Genomic DNA, 22,888 nt, shown 5'->3' on the forward strand with positions numbered 1-22,888 from the left:
TCGGTTCAGCGGCGTTCGGGGCCTGGGACGGAGAGGGGGTCGAAGCCGTAGGGCAGTTCGAGTCGGTTGGCGGCCATCAGCTCCGCGTCGCCGAGCAGCTCGCGGGTGGGGCCGTCGGCAACGATGCGGCCGCCGTTCATCAGCAGGCTCCGGTCGCACAGCTGCAGCGCGTAGGGCAGGTCGTGCGTGATCATCAGCAGGGTCACGTCGAGCCCGGCGAGGATATCGGCCAGCTCCCGGCGGCTGGCGGGATCGAGATTGCTCGACGGCTCGTCCAGCACCAGCACCTCGGGCCGCATCGCCAGCACGGTCGCGACGGCGACCCGCCGCCGTTGCCCGAACGAGAGGTGGTGTGGCGCGATATCGGCGTGATCCTGCATGCCGACGGCGACCAGCGCCTCGCGTACTCGTTCCTCCAGCTCAGCACCGCGCAACCCGAGATTGGCCGGGCCGAAGGCAACGTCGTCCCGCACGGTCGGCATGAACAACTGGTCGTCGGGATCCTGGAAGACCAGGCCGACCTTGCGCCGGATCTCGGTCAGGTGCTCGCGATGCAGATCCGCGCCGCCGACCTTGATCCGCCCGCTGCCGGTGCCGCCGGCAACGGAGCCGAGGATGCCGTTCAGGTGCAGCACGAGCGTGGTCTTGCCTGCGCCATTCGGCCCGAGCAAGGCGACCCGCTCGCCCTTGCCGATCTCGAAGTCCACCCCGAACAGGGCCTGGCGGCCATCCGGGTACGCGAAAACGAGCCGTTCGACCAGGATGGAGGGTCCGTTCACCACGCGAGCATTCTCTCAGTGATAGCGACGAGTACGGCGACCGCGGGCAGCACGAGGCCTTTCGCCCACTCCGCCCGGGTGGCGCCGCCCTGGGATAGCGCGGGCATGGTCCCGGTATAGCCGCGGGCGAGCATCGCGAGATGGACCCGCTCGCCGCGTTCGTACGACCGGACGAACAACGCACCAGCGCCCGCCGCGACCGCCTTGAGATGACCCGCGCGCCCACCGGCGTACGCCCTGGACTCCCGGGCGATCCGCATCCGCTGCAGGTCGCCCGACACCACGCTCAGGTAGCGGACCATGAACGACAGGATCGCGACGAGCGTTGCCGGCAGGCGCAGGCGTTCGAGCCCGGCGAGCAGCTCGCGCGGCGACGTACTCGCGGAGAGCACGATCGCGGCGAGGACGCCGAGGGTGCCTTTGGCCAGCAGGTTCCACGCGCCGAGCACGCCGGACTCGGACAGACTCAGACCCAGTACGTCGACCTTCGGCCCGGTGGCGACGAACGGCAGCAACAGCGCGAACACGATGAACGGCGTCTCCACCGCGAGCCGGCGCACCACCGTTGCCCCGGGCAACTTGGCGAGCCGGATGACGCCGATGGCCAGGACGGCGTACAGCAGGAAGGCGACGAACCGCTCGGCCGGGGTCGACACCACGGCGAGCACGAAGACCAGCAGGGCGACGATCTTCACCTGGGCCGGCAGCCGGTGAACGGGGCTGTCGGCAACGACCAGGAGCCCGTCGCCGGCTGACATCAGACGTTGACCTTCTTGTCGATAACGCGGGTCGTCCGCAGCGAGGCGATCTTCGCGACGGCCAGGCCGATCGCGATGGTCAGCAGTACGCCGATGATGCCGGCCAGGGCTCCGGAGACGCGTTCGTTGCCGACACCACTCACGCCATAGTCGGCCAACGGGCTGCCAGCGACGGCCGAGTCCTTCGCGCTTTCGCCGAAGCCGAGCGATTCGCCGACGAACTCCAGGCCGTCCGGATGGGCGCTCGCGAACAGGCTGATACCGCCCGCGATCAGCAGCGTCACCGCCAGCGCGACCCCCATCGGCCGTCGGCCCGCGTTGACCGCGATCGGCTTGTCCGCGGTCACGGTCGAACTGTTGCCGTCGGCATCGATCAGGACCAGGTCGGGCTGCAGGTGGCGCGCGACGTACACGAGGTCGGGCCGGGTCGCGACCACCGCGCTCAGCACGGCCGCGGTGATGGCCGCCTCCCCCAGACCGATCAGGACGTGCCAACCGACCATCGCGCCGGCCAGTTTGCCGATCGGGATCGCGACGGCTCCCCCGGCGGCGTACAACCCGGTGAAGGCCAGGGCCGAGACCGGTACGGCGAGGAGCGCGCCGACGGCGGCGGCCGGCACGACGCTACCGACCCGCTTCGGCAGGACGGCCAGGAGCGTGCGCGTGACGATGAACCCGACCAGCACGCTCACCACGCCCATCAGCGTGATGTTGGTGCCGAGAGCGGTCAGCCCGCCGTCGGCGAAGAGCAGGCCTTGCACGAGCAGGACGACCGACATCACGAGTACACCGGTCCACGGGCCGACCAGGGCGGCGGCCAGCGCACCGCCGAGCAGATGACCGCTGGTGCCGGCGCCGACCGGAAAGTTGACCATCTGGACCGCGAACACGAAGGCAGCCGTCAGCCCCGCGAGCGCCGGACCGGTCTCGCGGATCTCGCCACTCGCCTTGCGCAGGCTCACCCCGACGGCCCCGGCCGCGATCAGACCGGTGGCAATGGACGTGGGCGCGTCGAGAAAGCCGTCGGGAACATGCATGCGCACATGATCGCTTCTTCTGCGACCCATTCGCAACAAGCCGTCTCAGTGGTGTCAGAGCGTGCGCAGGGCGTCGCCGATCGTGCGGTGGAAGGTCGGGTAGGCGTAGATCATCTGCTGCAGCGAGTGCACCGGCACCTCCGCGTGCACGGCGACGGCCAGCGCGCCGAGCACCTCTCCCCCGGTCGGCCCGGCCGAGGTCGCGCCGACGAGGACCCCGCGTTCGGAGTCGACCACCAGTTTGATGAAGCCCTCGTTGCCCGCCTTGTGGATCCAGCCACGGCTCGACGACGGGATCTGCGCGCTGCCGGTCTTGACCTCGATCCCCGCCTCGCGCGCCTGCTTCTCGGTCATGCCGACCGCGCCGATCTCCGGATCGGTGAAGGTCACCCGGGGCACTGCGTGGTACGCCGCGACCGGCGCGCCCTCGGTCCGGAGGATGTCGTGCACCGCGACATTCGCCTGGTACATCGCCATGTGGGTGAACGCGCCCTTGCCGGTCACATCGCCGACCGCCCAGACGCCGTCGGCCGCGCGTACGTGCTCGTCGACCTCGATCGACCGGCTCTCTGGATCGATCCCGACGACGTCGAGGCCGAGGCCCTTCACGTCGAGACGGCGGCCGGTCGCGACCAGCAGCTTCTCGCCTTCGATCGTCTTGCCGTCTTCCAGGCTGACCGTGAACGCGTCGCCGTTGTGGTCCACCTTGATCGCCCGCACGCCGGTGTGGAACGTGACGCCGTCCTTCTTGAGGGCGTCTTGGGCGAGGTCACTGGACTCTGGTTCCTCCATCGCGAGAATCCGCTCGGACGCCTCGATCACGGTGACCTTGGTGCCGAACCGGGCTGCCACCTGAGCGAGCTCGAGCCCGATCGCACCGCCGCCGAGGATCAGCAGCGAGGCCGGCAAGGCCTTGGCCTCAATGGCGTCGTGATTGGTCCAGTACGGCGTGTCCGCGAGGCCGTCGATCGGCGGTATGACGGGCACGGTCCCGGTCGCGATGACGATGCCTCTCGAGGCCTTGAATTCGCGGTCGCCGGCGGTGACCACGCCGGGCCCGGTGATCCGGCAGCGCTCACGGAGGAACGTGACGCCCTTCTTCACCAGGCGGTCGACCGCGACCTGGTCGTTCCAGTCGTCGGTCGCCTCTTCCCGGATTCGGGTCGCCACCGGCGTCCAGTCTGGTTCGACTGTCCCCTTGCCGGCCATGCCGTCGACCCGGCGCGTTTCGGCGACCAGGTTGCCCGCGCGGATCATCATCTTGCTCGGTACGCAGCCCCAGTAGGGGCATTCGCCGCCGACCAGTCGGTCATCGACCCCGACGACTTTTAGCCCGGCCTCCGCGAGTCGGCCCGCGACCTCCTCGCCGCCGACGCCGAGTCCGACCACCACCACGTCCACCTGTTCAACCATGACGTCAGGCTTGCAGACGGCCGCCGTCCAACCAAGGGATGGCGCGGCGCGTCACCGCTCGGTAATGCTTGGATCTTCTTCGGCTTCTGTCGCTGTGGGTGGCAGGGTCGGGTAGTCGAAGATCGGGAAGAGGCCGACGGTGAAGCCGTAGGTGGTGTCGCCGGAGCGCGGCAGTTTGTCGAACTCGTGGATGATCGGCATCACCCGCCGCCAGAACTCCGCCGCCCTCTCCTCGGGGATCCGGGCGTGCCGGATGAACGAGCGCAGTTGGCCGGCGTCGTACGCGCCTTCGGACTCTTTGGCCGCGACCTCGAGATCGTTGGGGTCCGGCGGGTCCTGGGCGCTGGTCGACCGACGACCCAGGCCGTAGTAGAACATCCGCGCCGCGCGGCCGTAGTACCGCTCCTCGATGGCCCGAACCCGACGAGTCCGTACGACGCGCAGGATGCCGGCGTCGGCCAGCACCTTCACGTGGTGAGCCACGGTGCTCTTCGGCCGTTTGACCGCTGTCGCGAGCTCGGTGACGGTCGCGGCACGTTCGTGCAGCAGCCCGAGGATCGTCGTACGCAGCGGATCGCTGATCGCGCGCACCTGCTCGGCGGTGGTGAGCTCCAGAGTGTCCTCGAGGTCGTAGTCGGGGACCGGGCTATTGATTGCCATGGTCCGATCAGACTAGCATCATGGATTGTTCGACTTATCTGGATCATTCGATGGAAAGTGGGCTGGACGATGGCCGAGATCTTGCTCTTTCACCACTCGCAGGGACTGACCGATGGCGTTCGCGCCTTCGCCGAGGAGTTGCGCTCAGCGGGTCACACCGTGCACACGCCGGACCTCTACGAGGGGCATACCTTCGGCACCCTTGATGAAGGGATGGACTATGCGCGGCAGACCGGGTTCGGCGTGGTCAACGAGCGCGGTCTCGCCACCGTCGAGGGATTGGGTGATGCGCTCGTTTACGCGGGGTTCTCGCTTGGCGTGATGCCGGCGCAGCAGTTGGCGCAGACTCGCGCCGGGGCCAAAGGGGCGCTGCTGTTCTACTCGTGTATATCGGTCTCCGAGTTCGGTGATCGGTGGCCGGACGGGGTTCCGGTCCAGGTTCACGGCATGGCCGATGACCCGTTCTTCACCGAGGAAGGCGGCGACCTCGACGCCGCCCGCGCGCTCGTCGCGTCCACCGACCAGGCCGAGCTCTTCCTCTATCCCGGCAAGGAGCACCTGTTCGCCGACTCGTCCCTCCCCTCGTACGACGCCGAAGCGGCCGCTCTCCTGACACGACGGACCCTCGACTTCCTGGCCGCGATCCACTGAGACGTCTCCATGGTGGAGGGGTCGATGGCCCGCTGGCATGAGGAGTGCGCTGCGGCGGATGCCGTGATCGCCCGGTATGGCGACTTGTCGGACCTCGCCCCGGCAGGTCGTGGCACTGTCCGTGCGTACCTGCTGAAGGTGCTCCAGGAGTACGCGCGGCACAACGGTCACGCGGACATCATTCGCGAGCGGATCGACGGACGCCGAGGCGAATAGGCCTGCGGGGGTCTGCAGCCCCCCGAAGGCTTATTTACTTGAGGTTGGCGCTGGCGTAGACCTTCATGGCGTCGCGTAGGTACTCGACCAGGCTGTCGTTGCCGCCGCCGATGTTGTCGCGGAAGCGCTCGTCATCGACGTACATCTGAGCCAGGCCCTCGTACGCCTCCTTGGTCGGCGTCCAGAACAGGCACGTCACGTCGTAGTGCAGGTGAATCAGCTCCTGCACGCGCGGATCCGTCACCTCGGCTCCCTCCGCCAGCAAGGGCGCGAGCCCCTCGTGCACCTGGCCGTACCCCGTGCGGGCCTTCTCCGCATCGCTGTCCGACCAACCCTGCATCCGCCGGTAGCCGGCGTCGACCACGTCATCGCCCCACCGTTCCCGAGCCTCGGCCTCGTACGGGTTCTTCTCGAACCCGGCGAACACCTTCTTCGGCTCCATCTCGCCTCCATTTCGCAAACTGTCGATGGTGGAATCGACCGTGCCCACGAGCCGCTCGATCCGCCGTTGCTCGTCGATCAGCCAGTCGCGGTGCTTCACGAGTACGGCGATCGTGCTCGAGGCGTTCTGCCGTTCGAGCACATCCGCGATCGCGTCGAGGCTCAACCCGAGTTCCCTGAGCAAGAGGATCCGCTGGAGCCGCAACAACTGCTCCTGCTCGTAATACCTCCGCCCACTCGAACTCGTCCAAGCCGGCACCAGCAACCCGATCGCGTCGTAATGCCGCAACGCCCGCGACGTAACCCCCGACTCCCGAGCCACCTCCGCGATCGACCAACCCACGCCCACAACCTCCACCACCAGACCGGCCCATCCGGTCGTGCCTCTCACGCTAGAGCTTGCCGATACGTCAACTTCAACCCCATTACCGTCCCGCCACCCCACCTCGCGCTCCCCCAACACCCAGCCATGAAACGCCCCCTCGCGTCCCGCGTACGGCGGTCGGACGCGAAATGCGGTCCGGCGCAAGCCCACCCCACAGTCGGACGCGGCGTACGGCATCACAACCGACCACGGTCGGACGCGAGATCCACAGATTTGTGGACATACGAGCCGACCCAGCGACGTCGACCAGCTGGCGTAGCCCGGCTCAGCTCGCGCGGTTGCGCTGATCGAACACCTTCGTCGCGGCGTCGAGAACGCCGGAGGCCGCTTTGGTGACCCACCAGACCCGGGTCAGGTCGTTGGTCAGCCGCAAGGTCTGGACGTGGCCGTCCTGGCTGATGATTTCCCGCTTGAGGAGGGACACCTCCGGCCATAACCGCCCGTGTGTGAACCCCGAACAAGCCTGCCAAGCGAGGAACTGCCGCCGCTGCTTGTCGGGCGGCAGAAGCCCCTCGACCTCCTTGACGATGGCGCTCGGGTGAAGGCTCGGGATCTTCTTCGAGCCACAGACGCGTAGCGCGATCGCTTCCAGGTCATTCAGGCGATCCTCGCGTGAGCGATGCACCGGGATCCCCGCCTGAGTGGCCGCGCCGTCGCCGTCTATGACATCTTGGCGCGCCAGCTGGAGCCGCCGAAGAACCCGCTCCGGCCTCTGCTTGGGGGCCAGCAGCCAGAACGCCATGGCGCCGGTCTCGATGGCGGCCCTTGCCAACGTGAACGGAGCACTGGGGTGAAGCGCCCCAGAGCGAATCAGGCAGCCGAGAGCATGGAGGTGCTGATACCCGACGCCGATCAGCCGGCCGACGTCGTGGGAGACGTGGTAGGGATCCGACTTCTTGTCGTCGCCTGCCAGAGCGCTCCCGGGGATCACAGCGAACCGCCGCTGTGGGCTATCGAGCCTGGCCTGGATCTGGTCGGCCAGGCCAAAGATCTCGTACAGCTGCCGCTCGCACTCTTGTTGCGTGTCTTCCTCGCTGATCGTCATACCGTCCACCTGAAGTTGTTCCGAATCAGCCGCTGCCCACCGCACGGCTGCGAAGTTGCAGACGGCTAGAGCTGGCATACCACGCGACCAGACGTTGCGTCGCCGGGATTGTCGAGCTCCTGCCAGACCACGCACTCGAACAGGGAACGGTGCAAGGTGCCAATAACGCCTGCTGCCCTTCCGCGAGTTGCCTGGTTATGCGGGGGCTCGCTACCAGGCAACTCGCGGCAGAGTTATCTCCAAATTGCGTAAAGCGAGTCCAGCCCTGCCCGGCTGCGGGCAGTGCCGCACGTCGCGTCCGACCGTCGGCGCGAGGAGCGGGGTTTGGATCAGCTGGAGGTGGTGCGGCGGGCGTAGGCGCGGGCGGCGCGGACTCGGTCGCCGCAGCGGGTGGAGCACCAGTGGCGGCGGCCGCGGCGTAGGAGGTAGCGGGTGCAGGGGGCGGAGTCACAGCGAGTGAGGGATTCGGCGTCCGGGCTGGTGAGGAGGTCGGCCGCGTTGGCTGCGACGGCCGCGAGGGCGTGGTCGAGGATCTCGTTCACGGGACAGGTCGCGGCGCGATATGGGCCGTCTTTCTCGTCCCAGAGAAGGAGGTCTGCGGTTGGGACTCGGGTCAGTGCGTCGTTGACGGCGGAGAGGGCGGCCGGCAAGGCGGGTAGGGCGGCGACGCGGGCGGCGAAAAGCGATCTGACGTGTTCGCGCATCGAACGCAACTGCGTCACGCACATCTCCTGGATGCCGGCGTCGACTGGAGCGAGCCCGTGAGCCGTGAGCCACTGGTTCGCCGTACTGGGCGTGCCAAGGAGATCGATGAACTGGCCGCCGGGTAGCGCGATGGCGCTGTTGACGAAGTCGATCGCGAGGTACTGCTCGGCGCCTGGCGCGGGTGGCAGTACGGAATCGGGGATCGGGGTCTCCGGCATGACTCTCATGGTACAGCTTGCGTTTATCCGTGAGAAACGTTTACCGTCCTCACGGATAGACAAGGTGTCATCCGTGAGGAGATTCGTTCATGGCTTCCGTTGGTACGACTGTTGAGCAGTTCCCTGTCCGCGTGTTCGGCGGACCGACCGCCCTCTTCGAGTACGGCGGGCTGAGGTTTCTGACCGATCCGACGTTCGATGCCCCCGGCAACTATGAGCGCGAGGGCCGGAGAGTCCTGACCAAGACGGCGCCCGCGGCCGGTCATCCCGACAACCTCGGCCGCATCGACGTGGTGTTGCTGTCCCACGACGAGCATCCCGACAACCTCGACAATGCGGGACGGGCGCTGCTCGCCGACGTACCGCTCACTCTCACGACTCCCGGCGGCGGACAGCGGCTGGGAGACGGCGCCAAGGGGCTGGCCGACTGGGAGGCGATCGAGCTGGATCGCCCGGGCGGCGGCACGATCACCGTGACGGGCGTGCCTGCGATCCACGGGCCTGGCAGTCGCGAAGAGGTCGAGCCGGTTACGGGCCAGGTGGTCGGATTCGTCCTGACTGGCGAGGGCCTGCCCACGGTGTACGTCAGTGGCGACAACGCGTCGCTCGAGGCGGTGCGGGAGATCGCCGAGCGGTTCGGCCCGGTGGATACCGCGATCCTCTTCGCCGGGGCGCCGCGCTTTCCCGTGCTCTTCGACGGCGCGTCGATCGTGCTCGACAGCGTCCAGGCGGCCGAGGCGGCAAAGCTCCTTGGCGCACGCCGGGTTGTTCCCGTGCATTACGACAGCTGGTCGCACTTCACCGAAGGGCGTGACGAACTTGTGGCCGCGTTCGCCGCTGCCGGGCTGTCCGACCGACTGGACCTCGGCTTGTGACGACGGCCTGCGTGCCGGTCCGGATCGAGGACGAGACGCGCGAGCGGGCGCAGCGCCGTACGTTGATCGTCCTGGTCGTCGCGCAGGTTCTCAGCGGGGCTGGACTGGCGGCCGGCGTGACCGTTGGTTCGCTGCTCGCGCAGGACATGCTCGGGTCAACCGGCCTCGCCGGATTGCCGAGTGCGCTGGGTACGGCTGGTTCGGTGTTGGCGGCTGTCGCGGTTGGGCGCGTCTCGCAAACGCGCGGCCGCCGGGTCGGGCTCGCGGCCGGGTATCTGGCCGGGGCCGTCGGCAGTGCGGGCGTCATCGCTGCGGCCGTCGCCGGCAACGCCGCCTGGCTGTTCGTCGCGTTGTTCGTCTATGGCGCGGGGATGGCGACCAACCTTCAAGCCCGGTACGCCGGAGCGGATCTGGCCGATCCCGTACGTCGGGGGCGGGCCGTATCCACGGTGCTGGTCGCCACCACGCTCGGCGGCGTGGTGGGGCCCAACCTCTCCGCGCCGACGGGCGACCTCGCTCGCGCCGTCGCAATCCCCTACCTGGCTGGGCCGTTCCTGCTAGCCGGAGCCGCCTACGCGTTGGCCGCCTTGGTGCTGGCGGTCTGGTTACGTCCCGACCCACTGCTACTCGCCCGCACGCTGGATGCCCTGCCAACCAGCTCGACCAGCGGAACGGCGTACGGGCGGGCCGACGATGCGAGCGGCCCGCAACCGGTCGGCCAAAAGCGCGAGCGGTCCGGCGTACTGGCTGGAGGGTTGGTGATGGGCGTCGCGCAGTTGGTCATGGTGGCGATCATGACGATGACGCCCGTGCACATGCACGACCACGGCCATGGCGCGGCCGCTTCTGGTCTCGTCATCGCCATCCACCTCGGCGCGATGTACCTGCCGTCGCCGCTGACCGGCTGGCTGGTCGACCGCTATAACCGACTCGCGATAGCCGCCGGCTCCGGGCCAACTCTGTTGGCTGCCGGAATCGTGGCCGCCAGCGGCGACTCGATCGCCCGGCTCGCGATAGCCCTTGCGCTCCTGGGGCTCGGCTGGAACCTCGGCCTCGTCACCGGCACCGCGATCATCACGGACGCCGTACCGCTGGCCACCCGCGCCAAAACCCAAGGCCTGGTCGACGTCTTCATCGCCATCGCCGGCGCTACCGGTGGCATAGCGTCGGGGCTTGTCGTTGCTGCGGCCGGGTATCCCCTACTGGCCATTGGCGGCGGAGTTTTGGCACTCGCGATCGTGCCCGCGGTCATCGGTGCCGCGGGCCGTCGTGGAGGCTGAGGGTCAGGCCTTCGGCTGGTAGTGGAGGGCAGTGATCCCGCACTCGAAGGGCGTCGCGGCAACGAGGGTCAGCGCCGTGCTGGCCTTGGGGAAGACGGGCATGCCGGCGCCGATCGCGGTCGGGTTGACCAGCAGGTGGAGGTCGTCGATGAGGCCTTCGGCGATGAGGCTGGCGACGAGCGTGCCGCCGCCGTACACGATGAGGTCGCCGCCCGGCTGCGCCTTGAGGTCGTTGACGATCTTCGCCAGGTCACCGCCGGCGACGACGGTGTTGTCCCAGGGCGACTCGGTCAGGGTGTTCGTGATGACGACCTTGGGCGTGTTGTTCATCTTGTCGATGGACGCCTGATCCTCACCCTCGGGCTGCGACGCCCAGGCCGGGATGAACCCTTCGGCAAGCTTGCGGCCCAGCACGATCGTGTCAACCGGCTCGGTCAGCGCATCGAGATAGGCGTTGATGTCGTCCGCCCAGTCGAAGGTCATCCAGTCCATCTCGCCATTCGGGCCGGCCATGTAGCCGTCGACGCTGACCTGGACCTGCAGCTTGAGCTTGCGCATGAAGGTGGTTCCTCTCGAATTGCTGCTGATGCCATTGCGTCGAACCACCATCAGCCAGATCGACACCCGGCATGAAAACGGCGGCGGCCGAGGGGCCGCCGCCGTACGAGGAGAGCTGGATCAGAAGTTGATCATGTGGCCTTCGAGGCCGTGGATGGCCTCCTTGAGGGCCTCGCTCAGCGTGGGGTGCGCGTGCACGTTTCGGGCGAGTTCCTTGGTGGTGAGGTCCCACTGCTGGGCCAGCGTCAGCTCGGGCAGCAGCTCGGTGACCTCAGGCCCGATCAGGTGGCCGCCGAGCAGCTCGCCGTACTTGGCGTCGCTGATCAGCTTCACGAAACCGGTCGGGTCGCCCAGACCGTGCGCCTTGCCGTTGGCCGTGAAGGGGAACTTGGCGACCTTGACGTCGTACCCCTTCTCGCGCGCCTGCTCCTCGGTGTAGCCGAAGCTGGCGATCTGCGGCTGGCAGAAGGTGGCCCGCGGGATCATCACGTACTCGAGTTCCATCGTCTCGTGCCCGGCGATGGTCTCGGCCGCGATCACGCCCATCGACTCGGCCGCGTGCGCCAGCATCAGCTTGGCGGTGACGTCACCGATGGCGAAGATGTGCGGCACGTTCGTCCGCAGGAAACCGTCCACGGCGATGGCGCCACGGTCGGTGAGCTGCACGCCGGTCTTGTCCAGGCCGTAGCCGTCGACGCGCGGCTGGAAGCCGATCGCCTGCATCACCTTGTCGGCCTCCAGCACCTGCTGGTTGCCGTCCTTGCCGGTGACGGTGACCTTCACCTTGTCGCCGGAGTCGTCGATCGAGTCCACCCGAGTCGAGGTGAGTACGTCGACGCCGAGCTTGCGGTACTGCTTGGCGAGCTCCTTGCTGACCTCGACGTCCTCCAGCGGTACGACCCGGTCGAGGAACTCGACGATCGTGACCTTGACGCCGTAGTTGGCCAGCACGTACGCGAACTCGACGCCGATCGCGCCGGCGCCCGCGATGATGATGCTGCCGGGCAGCTCCTCGGTGAGGATCTGCTCCTCGTACGTCACGACGCGCTCGCTCAGCGTCGTACCGGGCAGGAGCTTGGTGGTCGCGCCGGCCGCGATGATGCAGTTGTCGAACGTGACGGTCTCGGACGAGCCGTCGTTCAGCGAGACGTCGAGGGTGTTGGCGTCGGTGAAGCTGCCCCACCCGTCGAACTCGGTGATGCCGTTCTTCTTCATCAGGAAGTGCACGCCCTTGACGCGGCCGTCGGCCACCTTCCGGCTGCGCTGCACGGCGGTCGGGAAGTCGAAGCTGACCTCACCGCTGATGCCGAAGGTCTTCGCCTCGGCCCGGAAGATGTGCGCCAGCTCGGCGTTGCGCAACAGCGCCTTGGAGGGGATACAGCCCACGTTCAGGCAGACACCTCCCCAGTACTTCTTCTCGATGATGGCGGTTTTCAGCCCGAGCTGGGCTGCGCGGATAGCCGCGACATACCCACCGGGACCGGCGCCGAGGACAACAACGTCAAAGTGCGAGGCCATGATCGGAAGAATAGTGGGTCGGGCCAGGCGGCCGAGCGTGAGGTTGGTCGCGCGCCGGGCAATGGGGTCACGGACGGTCACCGGGGCTGGTCCTGGTCCGGACTTACGCCTACTCTGGGGTTCGGTTACGGGGCCGGGGTAACACAGCGGTAGCCCGTGTCGTGAGGCGAGTGATGGGGGCCAGATGCTGTTCCAGACCGGTGATCACCACCGCGCGAACCGGCGAGTCCGGATCGTGGCGCTGGGTGTGGTCCTGGCCGCGGTGGGCATCCCGATGGCGTACGCCGATCCGAGCCCCCCGCCGCCTGCGTCCGTCACCGATGTGAACCGGTCGTACGAACAGCTCCAGGCCGAGGCCGCCGCGCTCCAGGCCGACTTCGCGAAGGCCACGATCGCCTATACGAAGGCCCTCGGTCAGTCGCAGCAGGCAGACGCCGTCGCCGACAAGGCCGAGCTCCTCGCCGCCCAGGCCAAGGCGAAGGCCGACGAACAGCGCGGCCTGCTCGGCCAGCTCACCGCCCAGGCCTACCAACTGGGCCTGCCGCTGGCTTTCGGACCGCAGCAGTTGATGTGGGCGCAGTCGCCCTTCGCGTCGAACCTGCCGCAGTTCGCCGACCGGCAGACCGCGATCGCCCAGGTCGGCAGCGACCAGGCCAAGCTCTACGAAACCGTCACGACCCTCGTCGCCGCGGCCAACGTCGCGGCCGCCGACGCCACCGCCAAGCGCCAGGTCGCCAACCAGGCCGCCGCGAACGCGAAGGTGCTCGACGCGGAGGTCCGGCGCAAGGCCGCCTCCGCCTCGGTCACGATGCAGGGCCAGTTGGCGGATCTCGCCGGCGCGAAGAAGATGTCGGCCCAGTTGCAGAAGTCCCGCAACGACCAGGCCAAGTCCCGCTGGCAGACGTACCTGGCCGAGCTCGCCGCCGCCGGCGTGAAACCACCCAAGGCGGCGGCGCTGCGTGATCCAGCCAAGCTGCCGAAGGGCCTGCAGCCGCTCAAGGACTCGACCGGCGCCGTGATCCGGGGTGCGGCCTCGGTCGTCGACGGTGGCCGGACCATCCGCGTGCTGCCCGCCGAGACGATCAAGGCGGTGACTGCGGCCTTCGGGATCGTCGCGAAGAAGTACGGCGTATCCGGCACCGGCCCGGGCAGTTTCGGCTGCCTCGGCGCCACCCGCACCGCCTGGAAGTCGTACACCGCGCTCCCCTCGCCCATCGACAAGGTCTACGCGAGCTACCAGAAGGTCTCGCCGAACTCGATCCAGCCCGGCGACGTCATTGTCATGGGCAACGGCAGCACCGGCCTATGGCATATCGGTGTCGCCATCGACAACAGCGAGATGATCGCCGCCGACGAGACGAAGAAGTCGGTCGTCGTCACGGCCATTCCCGAGAGCTTCTTCGCGGCCGTGCGTCCCACCCTCGGCAAGCCGGCCAGCCCGCAGGTCGCGCCGGCCACCACGGCAGCCGCCGAGGCCTTCCGCTGCGGCGCCACCCAGACGTCGTACGACGTGGGCTCCGGGCAGTGGACGTGGCCGCTGGACGACGGGACGTACGAGATCGGGACGCCGTTCGGCCAGCCTGGTGGTCTCTGGATCACTGGGGTGCACACCGGCCAGGACTTCCCGGCTCCGCTTGGTACGGCTGTCCACGCGGTGACGGGTGGTGTCGTATCCGTCGAGCATCCGAGCTGGGCCGGCAACCTGGTCCGGATCGACCACGGCAACGGCATCGAGACGTTGTACGCGCACTTGAGCTCGGTGGCGGTCTCCCCCGGCTCCACCGTCGTACCGGGTCAGGTGATCGGTGCGGTCGGCAGCGAGGGCAACTCGACCGGCGCGCACCTGCACTTCGAGGTCCGTTCCGGTGGCGACCCGGTCAACCCGATGCCGTTCCTGGCCACTGGTGGCCTGAGCAACGGTGGCGACAGCTTCGGCAATGGCCTGATCCCGGTGTCTGAGCTGTGTGTGGCGACCACTGGGCACCGCTTGCGCTGCGACGCCGCCTCGGCTTACAAGGCGCTCGCTACCGCTTACCAGGCGCACTTCGGCCGCAAGCTGTGTATTACCGACAGCTACCGGTCGTACGACTCTCAGGTCTCGCTCTACCAGCGCAAGCCGTCTCTGGCGGCACTACCTGGTACGTCGAACCACGGCTGGGGTATCGCGGTGGACCTGTGCGGTGGCGCCGACAAGTTCGGTACTTCGCAGCACCGGTGGCTGCTGAGCAATGCGGGGAACTACGGCTGGAAGCTGCCGCGTTGGGCTCGTCAGGGCGGGAGTAAGCCGGAGCCTTGGCACTGGGAGTTCACGGGCGCGTGAGATCCATAATTCGTTTTACCTCAGGACATAAGCTCTAATCGTGGCCGAGTCAACAAGTCCGGACCGCACGGACAAGAACATCACGTTGGACGCGCAGGACGACCGCTGGGAGTGGCGCCGGAAGATCCGGTCCGATCCCAAGAAGCACCTGATCTACCGGATCGGTGTCGGGATCGTCGGCGGTATCTTCCTGATCGCTGCGCCGTTGACCGGCTGGTTGCCCGGTCCGGGCGGTATTCCGCTGTTCATCCTCGGTCTGGCGATCCTGGCGAGTGAGTTCGAGTGGGCGCAGCGGGCGCTCTACAAGGTCAAGGACTGGGTGAAGGTCCTCACCACCTGGACCGGCAAACAGCCCGCGTGGCTCAAGACGCTCGGCAGCATCGCCCTGTTCTGCTGCGTGCTCGTCGCCATCTGGCTCTACATGGCCGTCCTCGGCGTCCCCGGCTGGCTCCCCAACTCCTGGGAAACCTGGCTACACGACCTCCCCCTCCTTTAGACCTGACCTGTACTGGATGATGACGACGTCCGGGCGGCCGGTGGACTTCGTCGGCGCGGTGACGGATACGGGCCCAGGGCAACTGCCCGATCGCTCTAGCGGTCGCAGGGCTCCACGCTGCCCCTGCGGAGGGTGCGGGTTGGCGCTGGCGTGGGCAGCGTCTCGTTGTAGGTGAAGCGCGAGTAGACCGTCTGGAAGGCGACGCGCAACGGGCCGGCCGGATCGGTGACGAGGCCCGGCAGCCGCTCGGCCGGGACCTTCCACCGGGTCTGCATGGTGATCACCACGAGGATGTTCTCGTGGCTGAACAGCCCGAAGAACCGCACCGCCCGGGGGTTCACGGCTTGCCCGCAACCAAGCCAGCGCACGGAGATGTCGGTGAAGGTCCGCTTGCCGACTTTCGCCGGGCACGACTCCTTGCAGCTGTTGGTCGACAGGATCCGCTTAACGGCCTCCTCCCGGTTGGCGATCACTGGCCCTTCGAGTAGCACTGGAGCCGGCTGGTGCTCCGCTCCCCAGAGGGGGAACTGTGATTGTGACCATCGGCTCAGAGACTGGTGAGATCCTGGATTGGAGTCTGGGTGATCGACGACCCGACCTGAGCATCCTGGGCGCAACGAGGGCGCTCAGCTTCTAGCTTCGAAACGCTCCGGGCTCCGAGGAAGGTGCCGACGACATGGCGGGCTTAAACAGGGTTGTTGCCTTCACGGCTCTCTGCTTGCTGCTGGGGGCTTGCGGAAACACTGACGCGATCAGCTCTACTCCGACACCGACGACATCGGGCGGCTCCACGGCGCCTCCCGCACAGATGTCCCCGTCCTCGACGGCTACACCGTCATTCATCTCGGACTGCCCACGCGAGATGCCTAAGCCCTCTGGCACGGATCCGGCCGGTGCTTTCGTACCGTCGGACCCGGTGGATGTCCTCGTTTGTCGATACGAACACCCCACCTGGAAGCTCACAGCGCGCCGGGCGCTTCCCCGAAGCGAGGCCACCCGGTTGGCCGCAGAACTCAACCGTGCGGAGGAACCCGAGCGGGGCTTCCATTGTCCGTCCACCCTCGTTTGGGAGGCATGGGTGTTCAGGGGAGCCTCGCAAGTCGTCGTCAAGGCAGGTTGGTGCAACTTAGTGGTCGGTCAGGGTCGCGCCGTCAAGGCTCCACTTGGCTGGTTCACGCCATGAATGCGGGTTCGGTCAGCCTTTCCCACTGCGCTCGTCGACGGCATGGGTCTGGCGCTCGGGAGCGACACGCCCGGCAACGCGGGTTGGTTCAGTAATGGACGAACCAGGTCCAGCCTCGTCGTACTGCACACGGCGGTAACGTCGGCACCGAACGCCTTGGCCAACTGCACCGCGTAGCTGGAAGGTCGCGGTGAACGTGTTCGTCGCTCCCATCACCCGAAACTGAGCCGCCCGCTGCGGTCGCTGGGAACCGCGCGTCAAGGATCCGCCCAGCACGGCGGACCGGTCAGCGCTCAACTCTGAGCCGACTCGTGGTGATCACGTCGACTCCCGGATCACGCGCGTCCTCCGGGTGAGCTCACCAGTAGGGCAGGCCAGCTACTACGCCCCGGCCGATCCTCGTTCCTAGAACGCGTCACGGAGTCAATCCGCTGCCAGGCTGAGGCGGCGCTGCATGTTCAGCCGGACCTCGCCGTACGGCGCGACATGGGTGAGGTTCAGTGGCAAGGTGTGGTCGTACTCGAGATTCACGGTCCAAGTCTGCCAAGTGAATCGCTGCCTGGCGCCGGTTTCTGGCCGAAGGCGAAAAACTGTCGGTGCGGCCGCTTAGCCTGTCGGCATGCTTGAAACCGAGGCGGAAGTGGCCGCATTACAAGAGCTCTTGGACAAGTCGCATGGTTCGTCGACCGATCATCTGCGCAGCATCATCAAGGACGAGCGCGTGCTTTCCGCGCGGGACCTGGTCGCGCTCCTGACCGGGATGAAGGTCATCAACGTGGCCACCGTGACGGCTCACGGCGAGCCACGGATCAGCGCGCTGGACGGGCATTTCCTGCACGGGACGTGGACGTTCGGGACGGACGGATCGGCGGCCAAGGCGCGGCACATCAAGGCCCGGCCGGCGGTCAGCGTGGCGCACGTCGACAACGAGGAACTCGCCGTCTTCAGCCATGGCCGGGCTGAGCGGCTGGACGAGTCCGATCCGGGGTGGGAGGAGGTGATCGGGCACTGGACCGCGCACTACGGCAGTTCGCCGCTCAGCTGGGGCGACGACATCGCGATGTACCGCTTCTATCCGCACTGGATGGTCGGCTACACCGCCAACCGCACCGAGCTTCTCCGCGACCGCGGCATCACGCCCTAGTTTCTTTTTCGTTCATTCGTCGCAATCCGCCCTCTCCCGCAGCTGACCTGTGCGGGCCCGCGGCGCTGGAGGGCGGATTGCGACGAATGAACGAAAAAGAAGGGACGCCCGTCAGTCTCGGGTGGGGCCTTCGGGAGTGCGGCCGCCGAGGTGGTGTGAGGTGGGGCGGGCGGCTGGGGTCTGGTCTGGGGATGGCGCTTTGAGCGGGCTGTTCGGCTGGGTGGAGAGGACGTCACCGAGGACGCGTAGCTCGTCGGCCGAGAGGGTCTTCTGCGCTGCCTGCCCCGGTGCTTGGGCCTCGGCGGTGGGTTGGGGCTTGGGCAGAGTGTGTTCGAGGGCGACGCGGCGATCGCGTTCGGCGGCCCATTCGGCGTTGGGGGTGGTGTTGACCGTGACGCCGGATGCTGAGGGCGCGACCATTGGGCCGAGGGTCTTCCAGAGTTCGGCCTGCGCCTGCTCCGGGCTGGTCCGGTAGCCCTCCTCGTGCACCCGCAACAGCCGGTACGTCGCTTCCGTCGCCGCGCGCGCCGATCCCGAGTTGACCGGCGGCTTGTCGAACTCGTCCGAATGCGTGTTCTTCCCGTCGTCGATGCCGACCGCGTGCAACGGCGTGAACACGTGCAACGACTGGATCGGCGCGTCGACGTTCCCGTCGTACACCGAGTCCTCGCGCCAGGCGTGCGCCCCGCTATAGCTGTCCTGCAGGGCATGTACGGCGGCACCGAGCGGCGGCATCTCCCGCTCCACGATGTCGTCCGGCCCACTCGCGCTGACGCCGGCCTGACGCGCGGCGGTCATCGCGTCGTTCAGGTAACCCACGTTGATGGCGAGATTGTCCGCCCCATACTTGTACGGGTCGGCCATGAAGTGCTCGCGCTGCGCGCCGGGATTGGCGTACGCCGAGTGCGCGGTCGGGCCCAGTCCGACGTACGGCACGGTGAACTTGGTGCCGTTGAAGTTGCGCACCAACCCGGCGCCGAGCGGGCGATCCATATACGCCTGCGCCTTGTCGAGCGTCTCGAAGTACCGCTGCTCGTCCAGCCCACGGATCCTGCCGTCCGGCCCGGCCATCGTCGCGTACAGCCGCCGTACGGCCTCGCGAGTGAGGTCGCGATGCCCGTGCCAGTGATCGTCACCGTGCTGCTTCATAGCCGATCAGCGTAGTAGCCGAGGGAGTCTCTCCGAGAGGATCTCGTAGTCCCGCAGCGAGTTGTACGCGTGCGCCGACAGCCGGACGAAGAACCGCCCGTCGAACCCGGTCACCGTGATCTCGGCCCCGATCTCACGCGATGCCCGCGCCTTGAGCGCCTCCCCCGATTCCTGGGTCAGCTGCACGGACGACGGGAGCTCGACCAGTCGCATCGTCGGCGCCGGCCGAGCGACCTCGCCAACCCCGGTCCCGAGGGCCTTCGCCAAAATGCGAGCGCCTTCGTCGACCAACGTGGAGAGGTGCGACCGCCTAAGCGGCCAATCCAACTCGGCCAGCAACCGGAGCGACTCGGGTGCCGCGATCCAGCCCGCGTAGTCGTTCGTGGCCTGCTGGTCGAACCGCTCGGGCAACTCGGCGTACTCCGACCACGAAACCACCAGCGGCTGCGTTCGCTCCCGCCATTGCGGTGCCACGACCAGCCCGGCGGTGCCTCGCGGCGTACAGGGCCATTTGTGGAAGTTGCCGGTCCAGAAGTCGGCGCCATCCTCGGCCGGCGCGTCGATCAGGGCCGGCGAATGCGCGCCGTCCACCACGACCGGTACGCCGACCGCGTGGCAGGTCTCGACCAGCCGGTCGATCGGGAAGGTCATCGCCGTCGCGGAGCTGATCTGGTCCACCACGAGCACGGCGGTCCGGTCGTCCAGGGCGGACGCGATCGTCGCCACCACGGTGTCATCGTCGGCCTCGAGCGGTACGGCGACCTCGACCACCTCGGCGTCGTTCAGCCGGGCGAAGCGCTCGGCGGCGAACCGGACCGCGCCGTACGTGTGGTTCGTCAGCAGGATCCGGCCGCCCGCTGGGATCGGCAGGGTGTGCAGTGCGGCGGTGACGCCGGCACTCGCGTTCGAAACGAGGGCGAACCCGGCCGGGTCGGTCCGCAGGTACGCGGCGAGCTCCAGACGCGCGGCGGCCACGCGAGCCCCGACGGCGCGGAACCAGGCCATCGGGTTCGTATCGGCCTCGGCGTGCAGCTCCGCCAGCGCCTGCTGGGTGCGGATCGGGACGGCTCCGAACGAACCGTGGTTCAGGTGCAACTGCCCGGGATCGAGGCTCCACAACTCCGGGCGCGGCGTGGTGTGGTCGGTCACCGCCTCAACCTACCTGCCGCCCGGTCTCCCCGGCCTCCCCGCGTCCACTGGCAGGACGGCACGCGGCCCCCGCGCCGGGAGGGTGGGGGGCCGCAGAGTGCCGCCGCTCGCGGTACACGTCGGGCAAGTCGGGACAGCCCGGATAAGTGCCGTCGAAGCGCACGGTATGTGCCGAAACGTAACGTCGGGTTTCGTTGTCAGGCAAGGGTCTTGCACCATACTTCGGGTGTGATCGCCACCAGGTACCCGTTCCTCGACCACAATGGCCCGATCGCGATGGCACATCGAGGCGGGGCGTTGCACCCCGACAACATCGGTTACGAGAACTCCATGCGGGCCTTTGCACACGCTGTCAGCCTCGGCTACGAGTACCTCGAGACGGACATCCACGCGACTTCGGACGGCGTTGTGGTCGCCTTCCACGATGACCGGCTAGACCGGGTCACGGACCGCACTGGCGTCATTGCCGAGCTGCCGTGGTCTGAGGTCTCCAAGGCCCGCATCAACGGCCACGAGCCGATCCCGCTGCTCAGCGAGGTGCTGGAGGAGTGGCCGACTCTGCGGCTCAACCTCGACATCAAGGCGGCGAACGGCGTACAGCCCGCCGCCGAGGTCATAGCCAAGTCAGACGCGATTGACCGCGTCTGCGTCTCGTCGTTCTCCCAGCGCCGTGTCTGGAGTGTGCGCCGTGCTCTCGGCGAGCGCCTCTGCACCGGCTTCGGCCAAGCGGAGATCGCCGCGCTGCGCTATGCGCCGTTCCGGCTGGTGCTGCCGGGTGCAGGTGCTTGTATCCAGATTCCGGAGTACTACGGCCGGCTCAAGGTGCTCACGCCAGGCCTGATCCGCCGGGCCCACGCCGCCGGCCGCCAGGTGCACGTCTGGACCATTGACGACCCGGACGAGATCAACCGCTTCCTGGATGCGGGCGTGGACGGTATCTTCACCGACCGCACCGATATCCTCCGCGACGTCCTGATCGCCCGAGGCCAATGGAATCCGAACGGAGCCACAGCATGACCACGGCGACCCCAGCCCCAGCCTCGGCTTCGGCAGACCAGTACGAACGGCGAGGCTGGTACTTCTACGACTGGGCCAACTCGGGTTACGTCACCACTGTTGGCACGGTGCTCTTCGCGCCGTACCTGACGTCTGTGGCCGAGCAGGCCGCGTGCGGTCGCGCTGGTACGGCGGACGACCCGTGCCGGACCAACCTCGACGTACTCGGCATAGGCATCTCCCCCGGCTCCCTGGCGTTCTACGTCGTCACGGCGGCCACTCTCATGTCTGCGCTGTTCCTGCCGATCGTGGGCGCTATCGCCGACAGGTCGCCGCGGAAGAAGCTGTGGATGTGCGGCTTCGCCTGGACCGGGTCACTCGCCGCCTGCTCGATGGTCTTCGTCGCCGGCGATCGCTGGATGCTCGGGGCGTTCCTGCTCTTCATCGGGCATATCTGTCTGGGCTCATCGATGGTCGTGTACGACGCGATCCTGTGCGATATCGCCGGGCCGGACGAGCGGGATGAGGTGTCGTCCCGTGGTTGGGCGACCGGCTATCTGGGCGGCTTCATCCTGCTCTCGATCAACCTCGGCGTGGTGACCGGACACGACGCGCTCGGGATCGGACAGGGCCTCGCGGTGCGGTTGAGCCTGCTGAGCGCGGGGCTCTGGTGGGGTCTGTTCACGCTCGTGCCGTTCATCCGCCTGCGGAATCGCCCGCCGGTCGCCGTTGTGCCGGTCGCCAAAGGCAGCCGGGCCAGTTTGGTGCGGCAGAGCTTCGGCCAGTTGTTCGCCACCTTGAAGCACGCCAAGACCTATCCGATGACGCTGCTGTTCCTCGTCGCATACCTGTTCTTCAACGACGGCATCCAGACGGTCATCGCGGTGTCATCGACGTACGGCGAGAAGCAACTCGGCTTCGCGACGCAGGTGCTGATCATGACGATCCTGCTGGTGCAGCTGGTCGCGTTCTTCGGCGCGCTGGCGTTCGGGCGGGTCGCCCGGCGGTACGGCAGCCGCCGGACGATCATGGTCGGCCTGGTGATCTGGATGGGCATCGTGGTGGCGGGCTTCATGCTGCCGAAGGAGGAGATCGTGCCGTTCCTGGCGATGGGCGTCGCGATCGGTGTCGTACTCGGCGGCACGCAGGCGTTGTCCCGGTCGGCGTTCAGCCAGCTCATCCCGCGCGGCCGCGAGGCGGAGTACTTCAGCCTCTACCAAGCCGGCGAGCGTGGCACGTCCTGGCTCGGCACGCTCGTCTTCGGCCTGGTCCACCAGATCACCGGCTCGTACCGCCCGGCGATCGTTGCCCTCGGCTTCTTCTTCGTCGTCGGCCTGATCCTCCTCTCCCGCGTAGACATGCGCCGGGGCATCACCGAAGCCGGCAACACCCAACCCACCGTCGTCTAGCGGGGCGAAGCGCCAGGGCGCATCAGGGTGGTGCCGCCTTGGCGGACGGTGGTCGCGGTCAGGCCACCGTCGCTCGGTGTACCGCTGACGACGACCTGCTCGCCGGTCTTGAGGTCGGTCGCCTTGCCCTTGTCGGTGATCTCGATGGCGGTCTCGCCGGTGAGCTTGACCGTGACGTCGCCGGTGGCGGTCTTGACGACGAGCTCGCTGCTCGTGGCCGACACCACGGTCCCCACGGTGGCGTTCTGGCCGGCGCCCTGCCCCTGACCCCGGAACCCGTAGCCTCGCGGTCCTTGTTGCGAAGCGGCAGGCGCAGCGTCGTCCGCGCCGAGTGCCGCGTGCAGGCCGGCACCAGCCGCTCCCCCGGCGGCGAGCACGACGACGCCGGCCAGGACGGCGGTTGCCAGCGGCAACTTCAGGGTCTTCCGGGGCTGTAGCGCCTCGTTGCCGACGACAATCGACTCGAAGTCGTCGGGCTGGTTGCTGGACATGGCGGAACCTCT

Annotated in this window: 23 protein-coding genes; 9 read left to right on the plus strand and 14 right to left on the minus strand. The window is 67.8% G+C overall.

Annotation, left to right across the window (positions count from 1 at the left end):
* Positions 1–5: 5 nt before the first annotated feature.
* From OG394_RS07320 to OG394_RS07340, 5 genes are read right to left on the minus strand one after another with little or no spacing between them, the layout of a single operon-like run.
* On the minus strand, positions 6–779 hold the full coding sequence (locus OG394_RS07320) for an energy-coupling factor ABC transporter ATP-binding protein (RefSeq protein ID WP_328994220.1): 774 nt from the start codon (positions 777–779) through the stop codon (positions 6–8).
* Complete coding sequence (gene cbiQ / locus OG394_RS07325; protein ID WP_328994221.1) at positions 776–1,537, minus strand: cobalt ECF transporter T component CbiQ; 762 nt, start codon at positions 1,535–1,537, stop codon at positions 776–778. Before cbiQ ends, OG394_RS07320 begins: the two co-directional genes overlap by 4 nt.
* Positions 1,537–2,574 carry an energy-coupling factor ABC transporter permease gene (locus tag OG394_RS07330; RefSeq protein ID WP_328994222.1) on the minus strand — a complete coding sequence of 346 codons (1,038 nt, stop codon included), beginning with the start codon at positions 2,572–2,574 and terminating at the stop codon, positions 1,537–1,539. Before OG394_RS07330 ends, cbiQ begins: the two co-directional genes overlap by 1 nt.
* Positions 2,575–2,628: 54 nt before the next feature.
* Positions 2,629–3,987: a dihydrolipoyl dehydrogenase family protein gene (locus OG394_RS07335; RefSeq protein ID WP_328994223.1), complete on the minus strand. Its 1,359-nt coding sequence runs from the start codon at positions 3,985–3,987 to the stop codon at positions 2,629–2,631.
* A 51-nt stretch (positions 3,988–4,038) separates the two neighbouring features.
* Positions 4,039–4,647 (minus strand): ArsR/SmtB family transcription factor, encoded by a 609-nt coding sequence (locus OG394_RS07340; RefSeq protein ID WP_328994224.1) that lies wholly within the window; start codon positions 4,645–4,647, stop codon positions 4,039–4,041.
* Positions 4,648–4,716: 69 nt separating this feature from the next.
* Between OG394_RS07340 and OG394_RS07345 the strand changes: the two genes are divergently transcribed.
* Positions 4,717–5,298 carry a dienelactone hydrolase family protein gene (locus OG394_RS07345; RefSeq protein ID WP_328994225.1) on the plus strand — a complete coding sequence of 194 codons (582 nt, stop codon included), beginning with the start codon at positions 4,717–4,719 and terminating at the stop codon, positions 5,296–5,298.
* A 9-nt stretch (positions 5,299–5,307) separates the two neighbouring features.
* Positions 5,308–5,514: a mycothiol transferase gene (locus OG394_RS07350; RefSeq protein WP_328994226.1), complete on the plus strand. Its 207-nt coding sequence runs from the start codon at positions 5,308–5,310 to the stop codon at positions 5,512–5,514.
* A gap of 34 nt (positions 5,515–5,548) precedes the next feature.
* On the opposite strand, the gene OG394_RS07355 is transcribed toward OG394_RS07350, so the two are convergent.
* From OG394_RS07355 to OG394_RS07365, 3 genes are all read right to left on the minus strand, one after another.
* Positions 5,549–6,298, minus strand: coding sequence for a MerR family transcriptional regulator (locus OG394_RS07355; RefSeq protein ID WP_328994227.1), 750 nt, complete (start codon positions 6,296–6,298; stop codon positions 5,549–5,551).
* A gap of 307 nt (positions 6,299–6,605) precedes the next feature.
* Positions 6,606–7,385: a hypothetical protein gene (locus OG394_RS07360; RefSeq protein WP_328994228.1), complete on the minus strand. Its 780-nt coding sequence runs from the start codon at positions 7,383–7,385 to the stop codon at positions 6,606–6,608.
* Between the two features lie 329 nt (positions 7,386–7,714).
* Complete coding sequence (locus OG394_RS07365; RefSeq protein WP_328994229.1) at positions 7,715–8,308, minus strand: ABATE domain-containing protein; 594 nt, start codon at positions 8,306–8,308, stop codon at positions 7,715–7,717.
* An 89-nt stretch (positions 8,309–8,397) separates the two neighbouring features.
* Here OG394_RS07365 and OG394_RS07370 point away from each other — a divergent pair, with 89 nt between their 5' ends.
* Together OG394_RS07370 and OG394_RS07375 are read left to right on the plus strand one after the other, a co-directional pair.
* Positions 8,398–9,183 carry an MBL fold metallo-hydrolase gene (locus OG394_RS07370; protein ID WP_328994230.1) on the plus strand — a complete coding sequence of 262 codons (786 nt, stop codon included), beginning with the start codon at positions 8,398–8,400 and terminating at the stop codon, positions 9,181–9,183.
* Positions 9,180–10,463: an MFS transporter gene (locus OG394_RS07375; RefSeq protein WP_328994231.1), complete on the plus strand. Its 1,284-nt coding sequence runs from the start codon at positions 9,180–9,182 to the stop codon at positions 10,461–10,463. The genes OG394_RS07370 and OG394_RS07375 overlap by 4 nt, the downstream gene beginning before the upstream one ends.
* A 3-nt stretch (positions 10,464–10,466) precedes the next feature.
* Here OG394_RS07375 and OG394_RS07380 read toward each other — a convergent pair whose 3' ends face one another.
* Both OG394_RS07380 and lpdA read right to left on the minus strand, forming a co-directional pair.
* Complete coding sequence (locus tag OG394_RS07380; protein ID WP_328994232.1) at positions 10,467–11,021, minus strand: dihydrofolate reductase family protein; 555 nt, start codon at positions 11,019–11,021, stop codon at positions 10,467–10,469.
* 120 nt (positions 11,022–11,141) lie between these two features.
* A complete protein-coding gene (gene lpdA / locus OG394_RS07385; RefSeq protein ID WP_328994233.1) occupies positions 11,142–12,539 on the minus strand; it encodes a dihydrolipoyl dehydrogenase in 1,398 nt (465 codons plus the stop codon).
* A 184-nt stretch (positions 12,540–12,723) separates the two neighbouring features.
* Between lpdA and OG394_RS07390 the strand changes: the two genes are divergently transcribed.
* Together OG394_RS07390 and OG394_RS07395 are read left to right on the plus strand one after the other, a co-directional pair.
* Positions 12,724–14,859 carry a peptidoglycan DD-metalloendopeptidase family protein gene (locus tag OG394_RS07390; protein WP_328994235.1) on the plus strand — a complete coding sequence of 712 codons (2,136 nt, stop codon included), beginning with the start codon at positions 12,724–12,726 and terminating at the stop codon, positions 14,857–14,859.
* Between the two features lie 40 nt (positions 14,860–14,899).
* Positions 14,900–15,355, plus strand: a complete 456-nt coding sequence (locus OG394_RS07395; protein ID WP_328994236.1) for a PGPGW domain-containing protein — start codon at positions 14,900–14,902, stop codon at positions 15,353–15,355.
* Between the two features lie 95 nt (positions 15,356–15,450).
* Here the strand turns inward: OG394_RS07395 and OG394_RS07400 are convergent, their stop codons facing one another.
* Positions 15,451–15,828: a hypothetical protein gene (locus OG394_RS07400; RefSeq protein WP_328994237.1), complete on the minus strand. Its 378-nt coding sequence runs from the start codon at positions 15,826–15,828 to the stop codon at positions 15,451–15,453.
* A gap of 1,329 nt (positions 15,829–17,157) precedes the next feature.
* Between OG394_RS07400 and OG394_RS07405 the strand changes: the two genes are divergently transcribed.
* The gene (locus OG394_RS07405) at positions 17,158–17,682 is read left to right on the plus strand and encodes a pyridoxamine 5'-phosphate oxidase family protein (protein ID WP_328994239.1); all 525 of its coding nucleotides are present in this window, start codon (positions 17,158–17,160) and stop codon (positions 17,680–17,682) included.
* Positions 17,683–17,793: 111 nt separating this feature from the next.
* On the opposite strand, the gene OG394_RS07410 is transcribed toward OG394_RS07405, so the two are convergent.
* Both OG394_RS07410 and OG394_RS07415 read right to left on the minus strand, forming a co-directional pair.
* Positions 17,794–18,831, minus strand: coding sequence for a hypothetical protein (locus OG394_RS07410; RefSeq protein WP_328994240.1), 1,038 nt, complete (start codon positions 18,829–18,831; stop codon positions 17,794–17,796).
* A gap of 6 nt (positions 18,832–18,837) precedes the next feature.
* A complete protein-coding gene (locus OG394_RS07415; RefSeq protein WP_328994241.1) occupies positions 18,838–19,980 on the minus strand; it encodes an aminotransferase class V-fold PLP-dependent enzyme in 1,143 nt (380 codons plus the stop codon).
* A 228-nt stretch (positions 19,981–20,208) separates the two neighbouring features.
* Between OG394_RS07415 and OG394_RS07420 the strand changes: the two genes are divergently transcribed.
* On the plus strand, positions 20,209–20,997 hold the full coding sequence (locus OG394_RS07420) for a glycerophosphodiester phosphodiesterase (RefSeq protein ID WP_328994242.1): 789 nt from the start codon (positions 20,209–20,211) through the stop codon (positions 20,995–20,997).
* The gene (locus OG394_RS07425; RefSeq protein ID WP_328994243.1) at positions 20,994–22,385 is read left to right on the plus strand and encodes an MFS transporter; all 1,392 of its coding nucleotides are present in this window, start codon (positions 20,994–20,996) and stop codon (positions 22,383–22,385) included. Before OG394_RS07420 ends, OG394_RS07425 begins: the two co-directional genes overlap by 4 nt.
* On the opposite strand, the gene OG394_RS07430 is transcribed toward OG394_RS07425, so the two are convergent.
* Positions 22,382–22,876: a hypothetical protein gene (locus OG394_RS07430; protein ID WP_328994244.1), complete on the minus strand. Its 495-nt coding sequence runs from the start codon at positions 22,874–22,876 to the stop codon at positions 22,382–22,384. The two genes, OG394_RS07425 and OG394_RS07430, sit on opposite strands and share 4 nt — an antisense overlap.
* Between the last annotated feature and the right edge of the window lie 12 nt (positions 22,877–22,888).

Source organism: Kribbella sp. NBC_01245, assembly GCF_036226525.1.
Taxonomy (GTDB): domain Bacteria; phylum Actinomycetota; class Actinomycetes; order Propionibacteriales; family Kribbellaceae; genus Kribbella.

Coding starts and splice junctions, on each gene's coding strand:
- OG394_RS07425 (WP_328994243.1), top strand. CDS start 20,994: ATGACCACGGCGACCCCAGCCCCAGCCTCGGCTTCGGCAGACCAGTAC.
- OG394_RS07390 (WP_328994235.1), top strand. CDS start 12,724: ATGCTGTTCCAGACCGGTGATCACCACCGCGCGAACCGGCGAGTCCGG.
- cbiQ (WP_328994221.1), bottom strand. CDS start 1,537: ATGTCAGCCGGCGACGGGCTCCTGGTCGTTGCCGACAGCCCCGTTCAC.
- OG394_RS07365 (WP_328994229.1), bottom strand. CDS start 8,308: ATGCCGGAGACCCCGATCCCCGATTCCGTACTGCCACCCGCGCCAGGC.
- lpdA (WP_328994233.1), bottom strand. CDS start 12,539: ATGGCCTCGCACTTTGACGTTGTTGTCCTCGGCGCCGGTCCCGGTGGG.
- OG394_RS07350 (WP_328994226.1), top strand. CDS start 5,308: ATGGTGGAGGGGTCGATGGCCCGCTGGCATGAGGAGTGCGCTGCGGCG.
- OG394_RS07405 (WP_328994239.1), top strand. CDS start 17,158: ATGCTTGAAACCGAGGCGGAAGTGGCCGCATTACAAGAGCTCTTGGAC.
- OG394_RS07370 (WP_328994230.1), top strand. CDS start 8,398: ATGGCTTCCGTTGGTACGACTGTTGAGCAGTTCCCTGTCCGCGTGTTC.
- OG394_RS07380 (WP_328994232.1), bottom strand. CDS start 11,021: ATGCGCAAGCTCAAGCTGCAGGTCCAGGTCAGCGTCGACGGCTACATG.
- OG394_RS07430 (WP_328994244.1), bottom strand. CDS start 22,876: ATGTCCAGCAACCAGCCCGACGACTTCGAGTCGATTGTCGTCGGCAAC.
- OG394_RS07335 (WP_328994223.1), bottom strand. CDS start 3,987: ATGGTTGAACAGGTGGACGTGGTGGTGGTCGGACTCGGCGTCGGCGGC.
- OG394_RS07345 (WP_328994225.1), top strand. CDS start 4,717: ATGGCCGAGATCTTGCTCTTTCACCACTCGCAGGGACTGACCGATGGC.
- OG394_RS07340 (WP_328994224.1), bottom strand. CDS start 4,647: ATGGCAATCAATAGCCCGGTCCCCGACTACGACCTCGAGGACACTCTG.
- OG394_RS07360 (WP_328994228.1), bottom strand. CDS start 7,385: ATGACGATCAGCGAGGAAGACACGCAACAAGAGTGCGAGCGGCAGCTG.
- OG394_RS07330 (WP_328994222.1), bottom strand. CDS start 2,574: ATGCATGTTCCCGACGGCTTTCTCGACGCGCCCACGTCCATTGCCACC.
- OG394_RS07410 (WP_328994240.1), bottom strand. CDS start 18,831: ATGAAGCAGCACGGTGACGATCACTGGCACGGGCATCGCGACCTCACT.